The organism is Burkholderia paludis (genome assembly GCF_000732615.1).
Lineage (GTDB): Bacteria > Pseudomonadota > Gammaproteobacteria > Burkholderiales > Burkholderiaceae > Burkholderia > Burkholderia paludis.
Genome location: NZ_JPGL01000017.1, coordinates 70869 through 89458, shown reverse-complemented (window position 1 = coordinate 89458; position 18590 = coordinate 70869). Strand labels below are relative to the sequence as shown.

Sequence of the window (18590 nt, the reverse complement as noted above, 5' to 3'; positions counted from 1 at the left end):
GTTTCAACCGGCCGCCGCTGCCGCCGCCTGCCGGAACGGCGCCAGGAATGCCCATTCCGGCTGCGCGGACGCGACATCCGCCAGCCCGCGCGCAAACGCGTGCGGCGGCAGCCACGGATATCCGAACGCCGCGTGCAGCGCATCGAGTTTCGTCGACGCCGGATCGTCGATCGTATCCATCCGTTCGATGTGAATGTGCAGCGCGGCAATCCGCGCGACGCCTTCGTCGTCGCCCGTGAACTGCCAGCGGTACGTGCCGTGCCCGATCCGCAACGCGCCGTTGTCCTTCTGCCGCATCACGACGAGCCACGGCATCCCGCTGACGCCGTGCGGGTCGACGTCGGGATCCGTACAAACGTAATAGGTGCGGCACCGCTCGAACCGTTCGCCGAATTCTTCTACCAGCGTGCGTGCAATCGCGGCCGCGCCCGTCACGCGCGGCGGAAAATCGATATCGTCGTTCGCGAGCGAAAAGCTCAGTTGGGCATCGGCCGCGAAGCAGTCGATGATCAGCGCGGGCCGGTTCAGGTCCTTGGCGCGCAGATAGCATTCGAGCAGCGCGCGAGCCGGGGCGGGATGAAGCGGGAAGGGCATGGACGAGCCTCCAGTATCGGGAAATCGGGGCACACGCGCCGGCCGGGCCTGGCCAGGGGCGCATGTGCCTTTGCCGTATAATTTCGTTTCAAAGCTAAATCCGCATGACCGTACGGAGCGTCGAAGTCATGGCCAAGCAGCAAGAGGAGTCCGTTCTGACCATTACCAACCCGGCCTGCCTGATCGACGGCACGGACACGGAATTCCGTCACCTGATCAACGGGCTGCTGCCGTTCGCGGCCCGCCTGCTGTCGGTGCGCGACGGCTTCGGCTCGTTGATGGGCCTCACCGGCATCCAGTATTCGCTGCTCGTATCGGTCTCCCACCTGTCGCACGACGACGTCGTGACCGTCAACCGCCTCGCCGATCACCTGCACCTGAGCGGCGCATTCGTCACGATCGAGACCGGCAAGCTGAAGAAACTCGGCCTGATCGACAAGCGGTCGGACCCGGACGACAAGCGCAAGATGCGGCTCACGGTCACGCCGGCCGGCTCGAAGCTGCTGAAGACGCTCACGGACACGCAGCAGCGCATCAACAACGTGCTGTTCGAGGGCGTGACGAAGACCGAATTCAAGGCGCTCTGCTCGGTGATCGACCGCCTCGTCGCCAACGGCGACCGCGCGACGCTCGACCTCTCGCACCTGATCGCGCGCCGGGAAAAAGGCTGACGCGCGGCGGCCGCCAGGTTCAGTGCGCGGCCCATTCGATCGTATTCAGGTCGACCCCTTCGAGATGCATGTCCCACAGCGGGCTCAGTTCGCGCAGCTTGCCGACCGTGTCGCGCACCTGCGCGATCACGCTGTCGATTTCGGCCTCGGTCGTGAAGCGGCCGAGCGTGAAGCGGATCGAGCTGTGCGCGAGCTCGTCGCTGCGGCCGAGCGCGCGCAGCACGTACGACGGCTCCAGCGATGCCGACGTGCACGCGGAGCCTGACGATACCGCGACGCCCTTGATCCCCATGATCAGCGATTCGCCTTCGACGAAATTGAAGCTGACGTTCAGGTTGTGCGGAATCCGGCGCGCGAGGTCGCCGTTCACGTAAACCTCGTCGAGCGTCGACAGGCCGGCCAGCAGCCGGTCGCGCAAAGCGCCGACGCGGCGGCTTTCCTCTTTCATTTCCTGTTTCGCGAGCCGGAACGCCTCGCCGATGCCGACGATCTGGTGCGTCGGCAGCGTGCCCGAGCGCATCCCGCGTTCATGGCCGCCGCCGTGCATCTGCGCTTCGATCCGCACGCGCGGCTTGCGGCGCACATACAGCGCGCCGATCCCCTTCGGGCCGTACACCTTGTGCGCGGTCACCGTCAGCAGGTCGACGTTCAGCGCGTTCACGTCGACCGGAATCTTGCCGGCCGCCTGTACGGCGTCGCAGTGGAACACGATGCCGCGCGCGCGGCACAGCGCGCCGATCTCGGCCACCGGCTGGATCACGCCCGTTTCGTTGTTCGCGAGCATCACCGACACCAGGATCGTATCGGCGCGCAGCGCCTGCCGCACCGCATCCGGATCGAGCAGGCCGTCCTCCCGGACGTCGAGATACGTGACCTCGAAGCCCTGGCGTTCGAGTTCGCGGCACGGGTCGAGCACGGCCTTGTGCTCGGTCTTCACCGTGACGAGATGCCGGCCCTTGCCGCGGTAGAAGTGCGCGGCGCCCTTGATCGCGAGGTTGTTGCCCTCGGTCGCGCCGGAGGTCCAGACGATTTCGCGCGGGTCGGCGCCGAGCAGCGCGGCGACGTGTGCGCGCGCTTCCTCGACGGCCTGCTCGGCGTCCCAGCCGTAGCTGTGGCTGCGCGAGGCCGGATTGCCGAACTGCTCGTGCAGGAACGGCACCATTTTCTCGACCACGCGCGGATCGACGGGCGTCGTCGCGCTGTAGTCCATGTAGATCGGACGGGATTGCATCGATAAGACTCCGGATGGCGGCGCTCGCGCGGAGCGCAAAGCCCGGGGAACAGGGTAGCCGCAGTGTACGTGGACATTCGGGGGCCCCGCGCAACATCCATCCCGCCAGTAGGGTTGTCTTTCAAACAAAGCTTTCAAGGTCAGGGTTTACGACAGCTTGAACCTGCCTTTGTGTTTACATTTAATAAAAGCTAAATAACAAAGCTAATTAACGGTGCTTTGTTGGGCCGGTTCCGGTGGCGGAATCCGGCGATGCAACCCAAGGAGGACGAGATGAGCGAGAACCATGGCGGAGCCGGCGCGGCCGCCGACGAGCAGCGCCGCTTTCGCGCCGCGCTGTCGATGTTCGCGACGGGCGTCGCGGTGATTACCGCACCGCGCAAGGAGGGGATGCCGATCGGCATCACGGTCGCGTCGTTCAATTCGGTGTCGCTCGATCCGCCGCTGATCCTGTTCTCGGTCGACCGGCGCAGCCTGAGCCTCGGCGATCTGGCGGACGCGGGCGGCTACGCGGTCAACGTGCTCGACGAGACGCAACAGCACCTGTCGAACTGCTTCGCGAAGGCGAACGGCGACAAGTGGGGCTGGCGTGCCGGCGCGACCGACGACGACGGCGCCGTGCTGCTGCCGGATGCACTCGCGACGTTCGAATGCGAACCCTATGCGCAATACGACGGCGGCGACCACGTGATTTTCGTCGGCCGCGTGACGCGGCACCGCGCGCGCTCCGAAGGGCGCCCGCTGATCTTCTTCGGCGGTCGCTACCGCGTGCTCGACGGCCCGTGTGCGCCGTCCGCCTGAATGCAACCCACGCTTCACTCCACCCACGAGGACATCATGATCAAGAACGGGACTCAGCACATCGCGTCGCTGCGCGACGGGCGGCAGGTCTACCTGAACGGCCAGCCGGTCGGCGACGTAACCGCGCACGCGGCATTCCGCAACTCGATCCGCAGCTATGCGAGCCTGTACGACTACCAGGCCCGCGACGAGAACGTCGGGAAGATGACGTTCGTGTCGCCCGATTCGGGCAACCGCGTCAGCCGGATCTGGCAGTTGCCGACCTCCTATGACGAACTCGTCGAGCGCCGTGCCGCGCTGGAAGCGTGGTCGGAGCTGCATTACGGCTTCATGGGCCGCTCGCCCGACCACGTCGCGTCGTGCCTGGCGGGGATGGTCATGGGCGCCGACGTGTTCGAGCAATACGATCCGGCGCGGGCGGGCGCGCTGCGCGACTACTTCCGTTATGCGCGCGACAACGACCTGTTCCTGACCTACGTGATCGTGAACCCGCAGGCGAACCAGTCGAAGGCCGCGCACGAGCAGGAGGACAAGTACCTCGCGGTCGGCATCGTCGACCAGGATGCCGAAGGCATCACGGTGCGCGGCGCGAAGATGCTCGCGACGAGCGGCATCATGGCGAACGAGGTGTTCTGCAGCTGCATCCAGCCGCTGCGCGAGGGCGACGAGATGTATGCGCTGTCGTTCGCGGTGCCGATGAACGCGAAGGGCATGAAGATCCTGTCGCGCAAGTCCTATGAGGAGAACGCGACGTCGGTGTTCGACAACCCGCTGTCGAGCCGCTTCGACGAGAACGACGCGGTGCTGTATTTCGACGACGTGAAGGTGCCGTGGGAGCGGATCTTCGTTGCCGGCAACACGGCGATGTGCGCGAAGCAGTTTCATGCGACGCCCGCGCACGTGTACCAGAACTACCAATGCCAGGTGCGCCTGATGACGAAGCTGCGCTTCCTTGTCGGGCTCGGCCTGAAGATCTCCGAGGTCAACGGCACGAACGCGTTCCCGCAGGTGCGCGAAACGCTGGGCCAGCTCGCGGCCGAAGCGTCGATGGTCGAGGCGTGGGTCTACGGGATGGAGGCGAAGGGCACCGTCGTCAACGGCTTCTACGTGCCCGACCGCAACATGCTGTACGGCTCGCAGGTGGTAACGCAGCAGCTCTATTCGAAGGTGCTCAACACGCTGCGCGAGCTTGCCGGCGGCGGCATGATCATGCTGCCCTCCAGCGTGCGCGATTTCGAGAACCCCGACCTGCTGCGCATCATCGAGAAGACGCAGAAGTCGCCCGTGTGCTCGTCGGAAGAGCGCGTGAAGTTCTTCAAGCTCGCATGGGACGCGGTCGGCTCGGAATTCGCGTCGCGCCACAACCAGTACGAACTGTTCTACGCCGGCGCGTCGTTCGTCACGAAAGGGCATGCGTACCGCACCTACGACTGGCAGCGTGCCGCGCATCTCGTCGATTCGATGCTCGGCAGCTATTCGCTCGACCAGGAACTGTCGACGCCGCGCGCCGCCTGACGCGCCGCCGCGCCCCCACCTTACCCGCTATCGCATCCAGGAGAGACAGATGGCCATCAACAAGCTTCACGACGAATTCCGTACGCTGGACATGCAGCGCGACTGGCAACTGCCGGAAGGCTATGACCCCGCATCCGGCGCGCAGGAGCTGATCCTGTCCGGCGCGCTCGACCCCGAGCGCAAGCGCGGCAGCCGCACGCGCCTGCTGCGCCTGCCGGCCGGGCTGCACACCAGGAAGCCGTTCGTGCACGACTACTGGGAGGAAGTGTTTCTCGTCGAGGGCGACCTGACCGTCGGCAACGACGAGCACGGCAACGGCGGCACGCCGTTCAAGGGCTACACGTACGCGGTGCGCCCGCCGGGCGCCTGGCACGGCCCGTTCAAGTCGAACGGCGGCTGCGTGCTGCTGGAGATCCACTACTACGACCCGGCGTGAGCCCGGCCGATCGACGACATACGGCGGGCGCGGCGCATTGCGCGTGCGCTGCCCGCGACGAGGAGCATTCGATGAAAACCATCACATTCGCGATCGACGGTCGCGACGGCCGCACCGAGCGCGCGATCGCGATCGACACGCTCGTGATCGCGGGCTGGACCGGCCGCGATACGGTCGCCATGGAGCGGCACATCCGCGAGCTGGAAGCGCTCGGCGTCAGGCGTCCGGCGACGACGCCGGTGTTCTATCGCGTCGCGGCCGACCGCCTCGACCCGTCGCCCGCGATCCAGGTCACGGGCGGGCAGAGCAGCGGCGAAGTGGAGTTCGTGCTGGTGCGCGACGGCGGCGAGACCTTCGTCGGCATCGCGTCCGACCACACCGACCGCGAAGTCGAGACCTACGGGATCACCGTGTCGAAGCAGATGTGCGGCAAGCCGTGCGCGAACACGCTGTGGCGCTTCGACGACGTGGCCGGCCACTGGGATCGGCTCGTGCTGCGCGCGTACGCGACGATCGGCGGCGAGCGCGTGTTGTATCAGGAAGGCGGCGTGACCGCGATGCGTGCGCCGGACGATCTGCTCGCGCAGTTCGCGCGCCACGACGGCCGCTTTGCCGACGGCACCGCGATGCTGTGCGGCACGCTGGCCGCGATCGGCGGCATCCGGCCGGCCGAGCGGTTCGAGGTCGAGCTGGAGGATCCCGTGCTGGGCCGCACGCTGCGGCATGCGTATGCGGTGGATACGCTGCCGGTGGCGGGCTGACGGCGCGTGCGCGCACTCAGGCGCGGCAGATCGCGATGATCTCCGCGCTGGTCGCTTCGTCGAACGGCGCACGCTGCCAGTCGCCGCGCCAGTCGGCCGATGCGAATCCGGCCGCGGCCACGCGCCGCTGCAATTCGGGCTGCGCGATGAAGCGCAGCCGGCTGGCGTGCGTCAGCAGCGTATCGTCGCGACGAAAGCGGTAGTGCGAGTCGAACGTCACGAGCGCGCCGTCGACCGCGCGCACCGCCTGCTGGAGTTCGACCACGCCGGATTCGAGCGATTCGACGCTGCGGGCCGGGTGCGCGGGCGTCCATGTCCGCCACGGCGCGCCGCGTGGATTGCGGGTCTCGAACAGGAAGCGGCCGCCGTCGGCGAGCACGCGCCGCACGCCGCGCAACGTCGCGTCGATGTCGTCGTCGGTCAGCAGGCACTGGAATGCGTGCCCGGTCATCACGACCGCATCGAACTGTGCGTCGGGCGGCAGGCCTTGCAGATCGCACGCGTGCCAGCGCACCGCGTCGGCGCCGGGCTGGCGTCGTGCGTACTCGATCATTGCCGCTGCCGGGTCGATCGCGACGACCTCGTGCCCGGCCGCCGCGAGCCGGCGCGCGAAGATGCCGGTGCCGCAGCCGAGATCCAGGATGCGCTGCCGCGCGTCGCCGATCTCGGCGGCGTAAAACGCAAAGTCGCGATCGCCCGCGTTGAACAGGTCGTAGACCGCGACGAGGCGCGGATCGGTATAGAGGGCTTCGCCTGCGGGCGTTGCGGGGGATGTCATCCGGTTGCTCCTTGTCAGCGCTGCTGCACGGCCACGCGCAGCCCGAGCGCGATGAAGATCGAGCCGACGATCCTGCCCTGCCAGCGCGTGAGCCACGTGAGCCGCTTCACGATGCGGCCGAGCGGGCGGACCGAGCACGCGATCAGGGTCGTGTAGAGCGAACTGAGCACGACGAAGATCAGCCCGAGCACCGCGAACTGCACGAACGTCGAGCCGCGTTCCGGATGCACGAACTGCGGCATGAACGCGAGGAAGAACAGCGCGGTCTTCGGATTCAGCACTTCGGCGGGAATGGCCTGCAGGTATGCCTTGAGCGGCGTGACGGGCGGCACGTTCGGCAGCGACGGATCGGACGGCTTCTCCAGCAGCGCGCGCACGCCGAGATAGAGCAGGTACGCGGCGCCCGCCAGCTTCACGACGTTGAACGCGAGCGCCGAGGTCATCAGCAGCGCGGACAGCCCGACGGCCGCGAACAGCGTATGCACGAAGTCGCCGCTGGCGACGCCGAGGCCGGTCAGGACGCCGGTCTTGCGCCCGCCCTGCACGCTGCGGCTCAGCACGAGCAGCACGGCGGGGCCGGGGATCAGGAACAGGCCCAGGACGACGGCCGTGAAGGTGGTCAGCGTGGTCAGGTCGAACATGGCGGCTCCGGCAGGTGGGCGCGGCGGCGGGGGATCGGGGCATTGTATTCGGTTCGGTACGCGTCTGCTTTTGCCGCCCGCGAACCGACCGGCCGCGCCGCCCCCTTTCTGGTATAAGCACGAAGGGACGCCCCGGCAGGGCGTCCGGCCTTTTCCATCGTCGACCGTTTCATGCGCAAGCTTCCACCGACCACCGATCCCGCAGCGGATGACGAGGTATTCCACGTGCCGCGGCCGCTCGTCGTGTTCGGCGGCTCGGTCGTCGAGCCCGAATGGCGGCTGGAGCGGCACAGCCATCCGCAGGCGCAACTGCTGTACACGCTGAGCGGCGTCGTCTATTGCGAGATCGACGGCGGCGTGTGGAGCGCGCCGCCGCAATGCACGGTGTGGATTCCGGGCGACGTTCCGCATGCGGCGCGCGGCTCGGCCGGCGCAACGTTCTACGCGGTGCTGGTCGAGCCCGACGCCGCGCTCGACCTGCCCGCGCGCTGCTGCACGCTGTCCGTGTCGCCGCTGTTGCGCGAGCTGCTGCTGAAGGCGGCGAGCTTCCCGAACCTGTACGACGTCGACGGGCCGCAGGGGCGGCTGATGGCGACGCTGCTCGACGAGCTCGTCGCGGCGCCGGTCGAGGATCTGTACCTGCCGATGCCGTCCGACCGCCGGTTGCGCAAGCTGATCGACCACCTGCTCGACGATCCGGCCGACAAGTCGCCGCTGTCCGAGCTCGCGCGGCGGGTGGGCATCAGCGAACGCAGCCTGACGCGGCTTGCGGCCAGGGAGCTCGGGATGAGTCTCGGCGACTGGCGCCGGCGGCTGCACGTCGCGCTGTCGCTGCGGATGCTGACGACCGGGCGCCGCGTGCACCAGATCGCGATCGATCTCGGCTACGAGAGCGCGAGCAGCTTCGTGACGATGTTCCGCAAGGCGACCGGCAAGTCGCCGACGCAGTTCCTGACCGACCGGCAACGCTGAACCTTGCAGTGCGCGCCGCCCGTCGGACGCGATTGGCCGGATTGAAAAAGAGGTTGGCCGGGACGAGAAATGACGCGACGGGTGTCGGTTCATAAAATGAGAATTGTTCTCAATTGGAGGCCGACATGCAGATCGTCACGACTGAATTCCCGTTTGTCTGGTTGCGTTACAGCGGTGCGGCGCCCACCAATCCCGCTTGCCTGCTCGCCGAACTCGACGCGTTGCTCGCGCGCCGCGAGCGCTTCGTGCTGCTGACCGACGACGCGCCGTCCGGCGACGATCGCGGCGCCGACGATCACGAACTGCGCAAGCAGCTCGCGAAGTGGAGCAAGGCCAACCGCGCGCAGTCGCGCGAGTGGATCCCCGCGATGATCGCGATCGAGCCCGACGCGTCGCGGCGCGTGGCGCTCGACGCGTTCTCGGATGCGTTCGAGAAGGTCTGGGGCTACCCGCTGAACGCGGCGGCCGACCGCGACGACGCGCTGGCGCTCGCGCAGCGGCTGCTCGCCGAGCCCGCGCGCGGCCTCGCGGCGGCGAACGCGTAAGCCGGCGGCCGCGCCGGCCGCGCGGCTGTCGTCGACGTCGACACGCAGGCACGGCGCGCGCATGCGCGCCGCGGCATGCGGCTACCACGCAGAGGTGTCCGGTGGACAATCCGATCCGCACGATGCGCATCTTCACGCGCATCGTCGAAATGAACAGCTTCACGCGCGCGGCGCAGGCGCTCGGCATTTCGCGCGCGACCGCGACGCGGACCGTGCAGGAGCTCGAAGCGGCGCTCGGCACGCCGTTGCTGGTGCGCACGACGCGCGCGCTGCGGGCGACGCCCGAAGGCGACGCGTATTACCGGCGCTGCGTGAGCATCACGGCCGACGTCGACGAGCTGGAGGCCAGCATTCGCGGCGCCGCGCGGCATCCGAGCGGGCCGCTGCGCGTCGAGCTGCCGGTGTCGGCGGCGGCAGCGATCGTGCTGCCGGCGCTGGATGAATTTCATGCGCGGCATCCCGATCTCGTGCTGATGCTGAGTGAGGCCGGGCGAGCGGGCGAGCGTGTCGGCGACGCGATCGACTGCAGCATCCGGCTCGGCGCGCTGCCCGATTCGTCGCTCGTCGCGCGCCGTCTCGGCACGCTCGAACGCGTGACGTGCGCGAGCCCCGCGTATCTCGACCGCTTCGGCGTGCCGCGCACGCTCGACGCGCTCGCTGCGCACCGCGCGGTCGGCGGCGCGCTGGTGTCCGGCCAGCACGCGGCCGAACTGGAATTCGTCGTGGACGGGGGCGTGCGCAAGGTCCGGCTCGGCAGTATCGTCGGCGTGGACGACGAACAGGCGTATCTCGCGTGCGGCGTGCACGGCGTCGGGCTGGTCCAGCCGACGCGCATCGCCGCGCAGCCGCTGATCGACGCCGGACGGTTGCGCGAAGTGCTGCCGGAGTGGCGGCCCGAGGCGGTTGCGGTGTCGGCCGTCTACGTGAAGCGTCCGCATGTGTCGCCCGGCGTGCGCGCGTTCGTCGACTGGATCGCCGAGCGTTTCGCGCAGGCCGCGCAGGCGCATGAAGCGCGCGTGACGGCGGGGGCGCGGCCGGCGCCGCAGGCCCTGGCGGCGGTCGAGCGCGACAGCAAGCTGGTGGAGGCGGCCTGACGGGGGCGGCGTGATGCCGATATTCCGGCGATTTCCGGACGAATTCGCCGGAATACCGGCGTGCCGCATCGGCGGGGATATCGTGCGGCATCCCACGGCGGGCTGACGCGCCCCGCCGGCTGCATCACGGGCGGTCGCCTTCCCGCAGCCTTTTCAACCGCCCAACTCATCCGCCAGAAAATCGACGAACGCGCGAATCCGCGCGGACATCTGGTGACGCTGCGCATATACCGCGTAGATATCGGCGCCCGGCGTTTCGTGGTCGGGCAGCACGACCACCAGGCGGCCGTCGGCGAGATAGTCGCGCAGATCCCATTCCGCGCGCATCAGGATCCCGTGCCCGTCGAGCGCCCATTTCACCGCGATCTCGCCGTCGTTCGTCGTCAGGTGGCCGTTGATCCGCACGGCCTCCGTGTGGCGCGCGGCGCCGCGCCCGCTCGTCAGGCGCCACACGCCGTAGCTCTCGTCGCCCTGCCTGATGGCGATGCAGTTGTGCCGCGTCAGGTCGTGCGGCGTGCCGGGCACGCCGTGCCGCGCGAGGTACGCGGGCGCCGCGCACAGCAGCCGGCGGTTCGGCGCGAGCCGCCGCGCGACGACGCGCGTATCGGGCGGCTCGCCGAAGCGGACGCACACGTCGAACGCGTCGTCGGTGAGCGGCGGCGGCATCACCGACAACTGCAACTGCACCGACACTTCCGGGTAGCGAGCGACGAAGCGCGAGATCGCGGGGCCGACATGGCTGCGCCCGAACCCGAGCGTCGCGTTCACGCGCAGCAGCCCCTTCGGGCGCTGCTGCGCGCTGCCGAGCAACTCGCCGAGCTCGTCCATCTGATCGAGGATCCGGCGCGCGTAGTCGAGATACACGTCGCCCTCGGGCGTCAGCATCATCCGCCGCGTCGTGCGGTTGACGAGCGTCACGCCCGCGCGCCGCTCCATCTGCGTGAGCCGCTTGCTGACGGCCGCCGCGGTCAGGCCGAGTTCGCGCGCCGCCGCGCTCAGGCTGCCCGACGCGGCCAGCGTCGAGAAGAAGCCGAGATCGCCCGGCTGCACGGTATCCGTCATGACGGGATTCGTGAATTAAAGTTAAAGATGCCTTGAGTATAGCCCCGGTTTCTACACCGCCGGTTCGGTAAAGTGCGTTCACGCTCACGATCATTCGAGGATGTCCGCATGAAGACCTACCGTATCGCAACGATCCCCGGCGACGGCATCGGCAAGGAAGTGGTGCCGGCCGGCAAGCAGGTGCTGGAAGCGCTGGCGCGCGGCAGCGACCGCTTCGCGTTCGAGTTCGAGGATTTCGACTGGGGCGCCGATTACTACCGTGCGCACGGCGCGATGATGCCGGCCGACGGCCTCGACGCGCTGCGCGGCAAGGACGCGATCCTGTTCGGCTCGGCGGGCGACCCCGACGTGCCCGATCACGTGACGCTGTGGGGGCTGCGCCTGAAGATCTGCCAGGGCTTCGACCAGTACGCGAACGTGCGCCCGACGCGCATCCTGCCCGGCATCGACGCGCCGCTGAAGCGCTGCGGGCCGGACGACCTGAACTGGGTGATCGTCCGCGAGAACTCCGAGGGCGAATACGCGGGCGTCGGCGGCCGCGTGCACCAGGGCCATCCGATCGAGGCCGCGACCGACGTGTCGATCCTCACGCGCGCCGGCGTCGAACGCATCATGCGCTTTGCGTTCCGGCTCGCGCAGTCGCGGCCGCGCAAGCTGCTGACCGTGATCACGAAAAGCAACGCGCAGCGGCACGCGATGGTGATGTGGGACGAGATCGCGAAGCAGGTCGCGCAGGGATTCCCCGACGTGACGTGGGACAAGGAGCTCGTCGACGCGGCGACCGCCCGCATGGTGAACCGGCCGGCATCGCTCGACACGATCGTCGCGACCAACCTGCACGCGGACATCCTCAGCGATCTCGCCGCCGCGCTCGCCGGCAGCCTCGGCATCGCGCCGACCGGCAACCTCGATCCCGAGCGCCGTTATCCGTCGATGTTCGAGCCGATCCACGGCTCCGCGTTCGACATCATGGGCAAGGGGCTCGCGAATCCGGTCGGCACGTTCTGGTCGGTCGTGATGCTGCTCGAGCATCTCGGCGAAACGGACGCGGCCGCGCGCGTGATGCGCGCGATCGAGGCCGTGACGGCTGACCCGTCGCTGCACACGCGCGATCTCGGCGGCAGCGCGACGACCGCGCAGGTGACGGCGGCCGTCTGCGAGCGCGTCGCGCACGCGGCGGTCGCGGCCTGACGATCGGCACGACGATGCGCATGCGCGCCGCGCGCCGCGCGCCGCGACGCAGCGGCGGCGCGTGCGCGCAACCGGAAGCCGGCCGCCGCGCGTCGCCCGTTCGCCGTTCCCCGGTTTCGATGCCCGCGACTCGCGCGTCCGACGCGAGCCGGGCGCCGGTCCGCCCGTTTCGGGCGGCGCCGGCGAGTGTTGACAGACAGAGCACGGCTCGACCTCGAAGGAGGAGACACATGCAAGCGGATCTCGAAACCCGCGTCGCGCGGAAACTGATGTGGCGCATCATCCCGTTCGTGATGCTGCTGTACTTCGTCAGTTTTCTCGACCGCGTCAACGTCGGCTTCGCCGCGATGACGATGAACAAGGCGATCGGCCTGTCGCCGACCGCGTTCGGCTTCGGCGGCGGCCTGTTCTTCATCGGCTACTTCCTGTTCGAAGTGCCGTCCAACCTGATCCTCCACCGGGTCGGCGCGCGCCTCTGGATCGCGCGCGTGATGATCACGTGGGGCCTCGTGTCGGCGGTGTCCGCGTTCGCGACGGGGCCGACGAGCTTCTACGTGCTGCGCTTCCTGCTCGGCGTGGCCGAAGCCGGCTTCTTCCCCGGCATCATCCTGTACCTGAGCCTGTGGTTTCCCGCGAAGCAGCGCGCGGTGGCCGCCGCGTGGTTCATGGCGGCCGCGCCGATCTCGACGGCGATCGGCTCGCCGCTGTCGGGCGCGATCATGCAGATGCCGCCGCTGTTCGGGCTCGCCGACTGGCAGATGCTGTACATCGTCGAGGCGTTGCCGGCGGTCCTGCTCGGCTTCGTCGTGCTGAGGCGCCTGACCGATTCGCCGTCGAAGGCCGCGTGGCTGCGGCAGGACGAGCGCGACTGGCTGATCGCGAAGCTGAAGGCCGAGGCCGAGCTGCGCCACACGCATGCCGGGCATACGGCCGGCGCGTGGCAGGCGCTGCGCGACCCGCGCGTGCTGGCGCTCGCGCTGATCTACTTCGGCACGTCGGCCGGGCTGTATACGCTCGGACTGTGGGCGCCGCTGATGGTCAGGCAGTTCGGCTTCACCGCGCTGCAGACGGGCCTGCTCACCGGCATCCCGAGCGTGGCCGCCGTCGTCGCGATGATCGCGTGGGCGCGCCATTCGGATCGCAGCGGCGAGCGCACGTGGCACGTCGTGATCCCGTGCGTGCTCGCGTGCATCGGCTTCGTGTTCGCGGGGCAGGCGAGCACCGCGCTGCTGACCGTGCTCGCGCTGGTCGTCGTCAACATCGGGATCAGCGCCGCGAAGGCGCCGCTCTGGGCGATGCCGAGCGCGTTCCTGTCCGGCGCCGGCGCGGCCGCGGGCATCGCGATGATCAACTCGATCGGCAATCTCGGCGGGTTCGTCGGGCCGTTCGCGATCGGCTGGCTGAAGCATGTGACGGGCGGGTATGCGGCGGGGCTCTACGTGGTGGCCGGCACGCTCGCGGTGTCGGCGGTGGTCACGCTGATGCTGAGCCGGAAGGCGGCGACGGACGCCGTCGTGCCGGGCGTGCGGCGTCACTCGTAGGCGCGGCGTCGAGGCCGCGCCGCCGGGCCGGCGCGCATCGCGTACCGGCCCGGCGTCATGCGGCGCGCCGCGCGCTCAGCCGTGCGTCAGCGTCAGCGCGTAGAACTTCACGACGGTGCCGGGCGTGGTCAGCGGCGTGCCGGACACGGCCGTCTGGTCGTAGTCGCCCGCCTTGAAGTAGAAGCTCTCGCCGTCGAAGCTCGAATCCATCGTGAAAGTCTTGCTCGTGCCGTTCGCCGTGACGGTGATCGTCGTGCCGCTCAGGCTCAGCGCATAGCTGAACTTCTGGCCGACGCCGACCGTCGTGATCGGCGTGATCGTCGACTTGCCGCCCTGGTTGGTGCTTTCGAGCAGCAGCTGCACGACGCCGCCGGACGTGAACTGCAGCTCGCACAGCGGCTTGCTCGGGCCGCTGCCCTGGAAGATCTGGCCGATCGTCGTGTGGTCGGGCACCTGCGTGACGGCCACCGTCGCGTTCAGCCGGTTCGTGCCGGAGGTCGGCCAGATCGCGTTCTCGCGCAGCTCCGTGCGCGGATGCTGCGAGCCGGACGTCGTCCAGCCCTGCGTCGGGTCCATCATCACCATCGAGCCGTCGCCGGCGTCCGTGTAGAAGTAGGTGGGGTTCACGTAGCCGCCGGCGAGCGACGAACCGCTCACCGTGTCGACCTTGCCGGACGAGCCGGTCGGCAACTGCAGCGTGAACGGCGCAAGGTTGAAGTTGGAGCCGGGCGGGTTCGACTGGCTGAGCGCCATCGCGGTGGTTTGCGCGCGGGCGGCGGCGGCCGGGCCCAGCGGATCGTCGCCGCCGCAGGCGGACAGGCACGCAACGGACAGAACGGCGGCGACGCACGGGATGATCTTGTTCTTCATGGTGTCTCTCTGATGGTCCGTGGCGGGGCGCCACGTTGTGGATAACGTTTTCCTGTTCGAGTGCGCGATCATCGAAATGAGATCGGGTTCCCGTAGAAAGCACTCCAAAATACAGAAAGCAGGTGTGACTCGGAAGCGGATGGAACTATGCGGAAAGCGAGAAATACTGGAGCTTTCGGTCGGCTTTCCAGGCGTCTGGATAGACCGGCCGGAAACGATCCTAGCAAGAAGTGCCGCAAGAGTAAACGTTTTCCTATCGGAGTAACACCGTGCCTTGCTGCGGGGGCAAGGCAGGCACGATTCGTCTGTCGGCGCGAAGTGCGCGTGCGGGCGCGGCCGCAGGCGTCATGATTTCGTCGCCGCGACGTGCTGCGCGATGCGGGCCGCACAAGCGTCGGGCGTCGCATCGGACGTATCGAGCACCATCTGGCTGAATGGCCGCGACGCATAGCCTTCGCGATACATCTCGGCGATTCGGTTCCGCTCCCAGTCCGTCAGCGCGCGCGCGCCGCGATTCGACGACGCGACCGCTTCGGGCGGCGCGAGCGTCACGACGAACAACCGCGCGTCACGGGCGTCGCAGGCGGCGCGCAGCCGCTCGAATTCCGTGTCGCCGATCGGATAGGCGACGACCAGATGACGCTCACGTGCGTTCGCGATCTGCGTGACGAGACGTTCGAGCGCAATCGCCCACTGCACGTCGAACGGTGCGTCTTCGGGCGCATCGTGATCGTCGCCGTCGATGAAGCGCGCATCGGGCAGCACGCGTGCGAGCGCGCGACCGATCGTCGTCTTGCCGCTGTTGATCGGGCCGTTCAGGTGGATGACGGTCAGGGTGGTCATGGAGCGGTGGTGGAACCGGAGGACTCGCAGCTTGCCATGGCTGGCGCGGCGGTGCAGTGCCGTTGGCGCGTCACGCGGCGTGATGCGATGGCGGGAGGGAAAGCGGAAAGGCGGGGGAGCGGCAGGCTGCGTGCGCGAAGCGGATACGCCCGCACGGCCTGCCCCGCCGTGCCGCATCGAGCGATGCGGCACGGCGTCGAACGAGGCGACTTACTTGTCGTCGCCCTTGATCTGCGGCAGCGCCGATGTTTCGCCCGGCGTCAGCAGGCCGACTTGCGAATACACGCGCAGCTTGTCGCGCGTATCGGTGATGTCGAGGTTGCGCATCGTCAGCTGGCCGATCCGGTCGCGCGGCGAGAACGTCGATGCCACCTTCTCCATCGACAGGCGTTCCGGCTGGTACGTGAGGTTCGGCGACTTCGTGCTCAGGATCGAGTAGTCGTTGCCGCGGCGCAGTTCGATCTTCACTTCGCCGGTGATCGCGCGTGCGACCCAGCGCTGTGCGGTTTCGCGCAGCATGATCGCCTGCGGGTCGAACCAGCGGCCCTGGTACAGCAGGCGGCCGAGACGGCGGCCGTTCTCGCGGTACTGCTCGATCGTGTCTTCGTTGTGGATGCCGGTGACGAGACGCTCGTACGCGATGTACAGCAGCGCGAGGCCCGGGGCTTCGTAGATGCCGCGGCTCTTCGCCTCGATGATCCGGTTCTCGATCTGGTCGCTCATGCCGAGGCCGTGGCGGCCGCCGATGCGGTTCGCTTCCAGCAGCAGCTCGACCGGGTCCGTGAACTCCACGCCGTTCAGCGCGACCGGCTGGCCGGCTTCGAAGCGCACCGTCACTTCTTCCGCGGCGATCTTCACGTCGTCGCGCCAGAACGCGACGCCCATGATCGGGTTCACGATCTTGATGCCGCTTTCGAGGCTTTCGAGATCCTTCGCTTCGTGCGTCGCGCCGAGCAGGTTCGAATCGGTCGAGTAGGCCTTCTCGGCCGACATCTTGTACGCGAAACCGGCCTGGTTCATGAATTCCGACATTTCGGCGCGGCCGCCGAGCTCGTCGATGAACGTCTGGTCGAGCCACGGCTTGTAGATCTTCAGATCCGGGTTCACGAGCAGGCCGTAGCGGTAGAAGCGCTCGATGTCGTTGCCCTTGTACGTGCTGCCGTCGCCCCAGATGTTGACGCCGTCTTCCTTCATCGCGGCGACGAGCATCGTGCCCGTCACGGCGCGGCCGATCGGCGTCGTGTTGAAGTACGTGACGCCGGCCGTCGTGATGTGGAATGCGCCGCTTTGCAGCGCCGCGATGCCTTCGGCGACGAGCTGCGCGCGGCAGTCGATCAGGCGGGCGCCGGCCGCGCCGTATTCGATCGCGCGTTTCGGGATCGCGTCGTAATCGTCTTCGTCGGGCTGGCCGAGGTTCGCCGTGTATGCGTACGGGACGGCGCCCTTGAGTTTCATCCAGTGCAGCGCGGCGCTGGTGTCCAGGCCGCCGGAGAAGGCGATACCGACCTTCTGGCCGGTCGGGAGGCTTTCGAGAATCGTGCTCATAGGAATTACCGTGGATTGAAGCCGGTGGGATCGTATTTCGCGGAATATGCGAGTATCGGCTGTCCGGGAGGTTGGGGCAAGGGTTGATTTTCGCGCAATTTCGCGCGGCGGCCCGTCGCGACGGGCCTGGCGGGCGATCGACCGGGCGGCGAACGCGGCGCGGATCGACGCGAAAGGGCGGCGGAAACCGGCGCGGCCGGCCGGTTTTCCGGGGCGGGATCGGTCGGCGCGCGCGAGGGCGGCAGCCGGGATCGCGTCCCGTTCACCGGAAAGCAATATGAAAGAATGACGGCGCGACCCGCCATGCCGTGCGCGTCAGATATTCCACGCCCGCGCGGTATCGAGCAGCTTCTCGCGCAACTGATCGACTTCGCCGGCCAGCTTGGCCGTGATCGACACGTACCCGGACAACTGCGGCGGCGGCGCGTCGTGCGGCGGATCGGCCGGCCGGCGGCGCGGCGCGAGTCGGGCGGGCGTGCCGGACTTGAGCGCGCGGCTCGCGCCGACCAGCGTGTCGCGGATGCGCCGGTTGACGCCCTTCATCCCGATCCGCATGTATTCGCGGGCCGCGAGATCGTCGCGGGCCGGCAGCGCGCCCGACAGGATCTCCAGATAGCCGATGCACAGGCGCAGGCTGCGCTGGATCGCCTCGAGCTGCGCCATCGACGTCTCGCACTCCTTCGACACCGACGGCATCAGCGAGCGCAGCTGCACGAGCAGCGCGCTCAGCGCGGCCATGTCCTTCAGGTGCGCGTCGTCGCTCACGGGGCGGTCGCCGGCGAGCCGCGCATGCACGGCCGCGCACGCGCGCAGCGCGTCGGCGAGCTTGTAGCGCCACGAGTAGGTGGCGTAGAGCGGCAGCGCGAACGAGAACGCCAGCGCGATCGCGATGCCGGCCAGCACGTTCACCGCGCGCCACAGGCCGTCGACGATCTCGTTGTCGCCGTGCCCGGCGACGATCACCATCGTGATCGCCGACAGCAGCGCGATGTAGCCGGCCTTGCCGATCGCGTGATACGCGCAGAAGCCGCAGGCGATCGCCATCAGCAGATAGATCGCGAGCGGCGCGTGCACGACGGAATACAGCAGGATCAGCCCGAGCCCCGCGAGCGCGCCGATCGAGGTGCCGAGCGCCCGCTCGGCCGCCTTCTTGCGGATGTTGCCGTGGTGCTGCAGCCCGCCGACGACGATCAGCACGGTGATCGTCGACCACTCGCCGTGCGGCACGTTCAGGCCGCTGGACAGCGCGATCGACGCGAGAATCGCGAGCGCGACGCGGGCCGCGTGGATCAGTTTCGCGTGCCGGTAGCGGCGGTACGGGTCGAGCAGCGGGCGGAGCGCGTTGCGCAGGAGTGGCGGCAGCCGGGCGGGGAGCGGGGTGGTCATGACGGAGCAGGGGTGGCCGGAGCGCGCAGGGCGGCCCGCGCGGGCCGGCGCCGCGCCGCATGCGCAGCAGCAGCCATAACGCTAGCCGAACGCGCGCGGGCTGTCCACGGCGC

19 protein-coding genes are annotated in these 18590 nt (G+C 68.5%); 10 read left to right on the top strand and 9 right to left on the bottom strand.

Annotated features, from left to right (window positions below):
* Positions 1-3 precede the first annotated feature (3 nt).
* Positions 4-594, bottom strand: a complete 591-nt coding sequence (locus GQ56_RS0112885) for a nuclear transport factor 2 family protein (protein WP_031399048.1) — start codon at positions 592-594, stop codon at positions 4-6.
* A gap of 128 nt (positions 595-722) precedes the next feature.
* Between GQ56_RS0112885 and GQ56_RS0112880 the strand changes: the two genes are divergently transcribed.
* Positions 723-1265: a MarR family winged helix-turn-helix transcriptional regulator gene (locus GQ56_RS0112880; RefSeq protein WP_031399047.1), complete on the top strand. Its 543-nt coding sequence runs from the start codon at positions 723-725 to the stop codon at positions 1263-1265.
* Between the two features lie 19 nt (positions 1266-1284).
* Here the strand turns inward: GQ56_RS0112880 and GQ56_RS0112875 are convergent, their stop codons facing one another.
* Positions 1285-2496 (bottom strand): IscS subfamily cysteine desulfurase, encoded by a 1212-nt coding sequence (locus GQ56_RS0112875; RefSeq protein ID WP_031399046.1) that lies wholly within the window; start codon positions 2494-2496, stop codon positions 1285-1287.
* A gap of 252 nt (positions 2497-2748) precedes the next feature.
* Here GQ56_RS0112875 and GQ56_RS0112870 point away from each other — a divergent pair, with 252 nt between their 5' ends.
* From GQ56_RS0112870 to GQ56_RS0112855, 4 genes are all read left to right on the top strand, one after another.
* Complete coding sequence (locus GQ56_RS0112870) at positions 2749-3297, top strand: flavin reductase family protein (RefSeq protein ID WP_031399045.1); 549 nt, start codon at positions 2749-2751, stop codon at positions 3295-3297.
* A gap of 36 nt (positions 3298-3333) precedes the next feature.
* Positions 3334-4812: a 4-hydroxyphenylacetate 3-hydroxylase family protein gene (locus GQ56_RS0112865; RefSeq protein ID WP_031399044.1), complete on the top strand. Its 1479-nt coding sequence runs from the start codon at positions 3334-3336 to the stop codon at positions 4810-4812.
* Positions 4813-4861: 49 nt separating this feature from the next.
* Positions 4862-5248 carry a hypothetical protein gene (locus tag GQ56_RS0112860; RefSeq protein ID WP_031399043.1) on the top strand — a complete coding sequence of 129 codons (387 nt, stop codon included), beginning with the start codon at positions 4862-4864 and terminating at the stop codon, positions 5246-5248.
* 71 nt (positions 5249-5319) lie between these two features.
* The gene (locus GQ56_RS0112855) at positions 5320-6009 is read left to right on the top strand and encodes a DUF2848 domain-containing protein (RefSeq protein WP_031399042.1); all 690 of its coding nucleotides are present in this window, start codon (positions 5320-5322) and stop codon (positions 6007-6009) included.
* Between the two features lie 16 nt (positions 6010-6025).
* Here the strand turns inward: GQ56_RS0112855 and GQ56_RS0112850 are convergent, their stop codons facing one another.
* Together GQ56_RS0112850 and GQ56_RS0112845 are read right to left on the bottom strand one after the other, a co-directional pair.
* A complete protein-coding gene (locus GQ56_RS0112850) occupies positions 6026-6787 on the bottom strand; it encodes a class I SAM-dependent methyltransferase (RefSeq protein WP_031399041.1) in 762 nt (253 codons plus the stop codon).
* Between the two features lie 14 nt (positions 6788-6801).
* Positions 6802-7428: a LysE family translocator gene (locus GQ56_RS0112845; RefSeq protein ID WP_031399040.1), complete on the bottom strand. Its 627-nt coding sequence runs from the start codon at positions 7426-7428 to the stop codon at positions 6802-6804.
* Positions 7429-7599: 171 nt separating this feature from the next.
* On the opposite strand from GQ56_RS0112845, the gene GQ56_RS0112840 reads away from it, so the two are divergent.
* The 3 genes from GQ56_RS0112840 (at position 7600) to GQ56_RS0112830 (ending at position 10039) form a co-directional block, all read left to right on the top strand.
* Positions 7600-8400, top strand: coding sequence for an AraC family transcriptional regulator (locus GQ56_RS0112840; protein WP_031399039.1), 801 nt, complete (start codon positions 7600-7602; stop codon positions 8398-8400).
* 125 nt (positions 8401-8525) lie between these two features.
* A complete protein-coding gene (locus GQ56_RS0112835) occupies positions 8526-8945 on the top strand; it encodes an ATP--cob(I)alamin adenosyltransferase (protein WP_031399038.1) in 420 nt (139 codons plus the stop codon).
* 101 nt (positions 8946-9046) lie between these two features.
* Entirely contained in the window at positions 9047-10039 is a 993-nt protein-coding gene (locus tag GQ56_RS0112830) for a LysR family transcriptional regulator (protein WP_031399037.1), read from the top strand.
* 153 nt (positions 10040-10192) lie between these two features.
* Here the strand turns inward: GQ56_RS0112830 and GQ56_RS0112825 are convergent, their stop codons facing one another.
* Positions 10193-11101, bottom strand: coding sequence for a LysR substrate-binding domain-containing protein (locus tag GQ56_RS0112825; RefSeq protein ID WP_031399036.1), 909 nt, complete (start codon positions 11099-11101; stop codon positions 10193-10195).
* A gap of 108 nt (positions 11102-11209) precedes the next feature.
* On the opposite strand from GQ56_RS0112825, the gene GQ56_RS0112820 reads away from it, so the two are divergent.
* Together GQ56_RS0112820 and GQ56_RS0112815 are read left to right on the top strand one after the other, a co-directional pair.
* The gene (locus GQ56_RS0112820) at positions 11210-12292 is read left to right on the top strand and encodes a tartrate dehydrogenase (protein ID WP_031399035.1); all 1083 of its coding nucleotides are present in this window, start codon (positions 11210-11212) and stop codon (positions 12290-12292) included.
* 230 nt (positions 12293-12522) lie between these two features.
* On the top strand, positions 12523-13833 hold the full coding sequence (locus GQ56_RS0112815; protein ID WP_031399034.1) for an MFS transporter: 1311 nt from the start codon (positions 12523-12525) through the stop codon (positions 13831-13833).
* A 75-nt stretch (positions 13834-13908) separates the two neighbouring features.
* Here the strand turns inward: GQ56_RS0112815 and GQ56_RS0112810 are convergent, their stop codons facing one another.
* From GQ56_RS0112810 to GQ56_RS0112795, 4 genes are all read right to left on the bottom strand, one after another.
* A complete protein-coding gene (locus tag GQ56_RS0112810) occupies positions 13909-14703 on the bottom strand; it encodes a polysaccharide lyase family 7 protein (protein WP_034198597.1) in 795 nt (264 codons plus the stop codon).
* A gap of 345 nt (positions 14704-15048) precedes the next feature.
* Positions 15049-15546, bottom strand: coding sequence for a shikimate kinase (locus GQ56_RS0112805; protein WP_031399032.1), 498 nt, complete (start codon positions 15544-15546; stop codon positions 15049-15051).
* A 210-nt stretch (positions 15547-15756) separates the two neighbouring features.
* Positions 15757-17091 (bottom strand): argininosuccinate synthase, encoded by a 1335-nt coding sequence (argG, locus tag GQ56_RS0112800; protein ID WP_031399031.1) that lies wholly within the window; start codon positions 17089-17091, stop codon positions 15757-15759.
* Positions 17092-17406: 315 nt separating this feature from the next.
* Positions 17407-18477, bottom strand: a complete 1071-nt coding sequence (locus GQ56_RS0112795) for an FUSC family protein (protein WP_031399030.1) — start codon at positions 18475-18477, stop codon at positions 17407-17409.
* Between the last annotated feature and the right edge of the window lie 113 nt (positions 18478-18590).

Bases quoted from the DNA above. Each gene is read 5' to 3' on its own strand.
- GQ56_RS0112820 (WP_031399035.1), top strand. From the start codon at position 11,210: ATGAAGACCTACCGTATCGCAACGATCCCCGGCGACGGCATCGGCAAG.
- GQ56_RS0112850 (WP_031399041.1), bottom strand. From the start codon at position 6,787: ATGACATCCCCCGCAACGCCCGCAGGCGAAGCCCTCTATACCGATCCG.
- GQ56_RS0112815 (WP_031399034.1), top strand. From the start codon at position 12,523: ATGCAAGCGGATCTCGAAACCCGCGTCGCGCGGAAACTGATGTGGCGC.
- GQ56_RS0112805 (WP_031399032.1), bottom strand. From the start codon at position 15,546: ATGACCACCCTGACCGTCATCCACCTGAACGGCCCGATCAACAGCGGC.
- GQ56_RS0112865 (WP_031399044.1), top strand. From the start codon at position 3,334: ATGATCAAGAACGGGACTCAGCACATCGCGTCGCTGCGCGACGGGCGG.
- GQ56_RS0112810 (WP_034198597.1), bottom strand. From the start codon at position 14,703: ATGAAGAACAAGATCATCCCGTGCGTCGCCGCCGTTCTGTCCGTTGCG.
- GQ56_RS0112825 (WP_031399036.1), bottom strand. From the start codon at position 11,101: ATGACGGATACCGTGCAGCCGGGCGATCTCGGCTTCTTCTCGACGCTG.
- GQ56_RS0112835 (WP_031399038.1), top strand. From the start codon at position 8,526: ATGCAGATCGTCACGACTGAATTCCCGTTTGTCTGGTTGCGTTACAGC.
- GQ56_RS0112885 (WP_031399048.1), bottom strand. From the start codon at position 594: ATGCCCTTCCCGCTTCATCCCGCCCCGGCTCGCGCGCTGCTCGAATGC.
- GQ56_RS0112880 (WP_031399047.1), top strand. From the start codon at position 723: ATGGCCAAGCAGCAAGAGGAGTCCGTTCTGACCATTACCAACCCGGCC.
- GQ56_RS0112855 (WP_031399042.1), top strand. From the start codon at position 5,320: ATGAAAACCATCACATTCGCGATCGACGGTCGCGACGGCCGCACCGAG.
- GQ56_RS0112845 (WP_031399040.1), bottom strand. From the start codon at position 7,428: ATGTTCGACCTGACCACGCTGACCACCTTCACGGCCGTCGTCCTGGGC.
- GQ56_RS0112840 (WP_031399039.1), top strand. From the start codon at position 7,600: ATGCGCAAGCTTCCACCGACCACCGATCCCGCAGCGGATGACGAGGTA.
- GQ56_RS0112795 (WP_031399030.1), bottom strand. From the start codon at position 18,477: ATGACCACCCCGCTCCCCGCCCGGCTGCCGCCACTCCTGCGCAACGCG.
- GQ56_RS0112875 (WP_031399046.1), bottom strand. From the start codon at position 2,496: ATGCAATCCCGTCCGATCTACATGGACTACAGCGCGACGACGCCCGTC.
- GQ56_RS0112870 (WP_031399045.1), top strand. From the start codon at position 2,749: ATGCAACCCAAGGAGGACGAGATGAGCGAGAACCATGGCGGAGCCGGC.
- argG (WP_031399031.1), bottom strand. From the start codon at position 17,091: ATGAGCACGATTCTCGAAAGCCTCCCGACCGGCCAGAAGGTCGGTATC.
- GQ56_RS0112860 (WP_031399043.1), top strand. From the start codon at position 4,862: ATGGCCATCAACAAGCTTCACGACGAATTCCGTACGCTGGACATGCAG.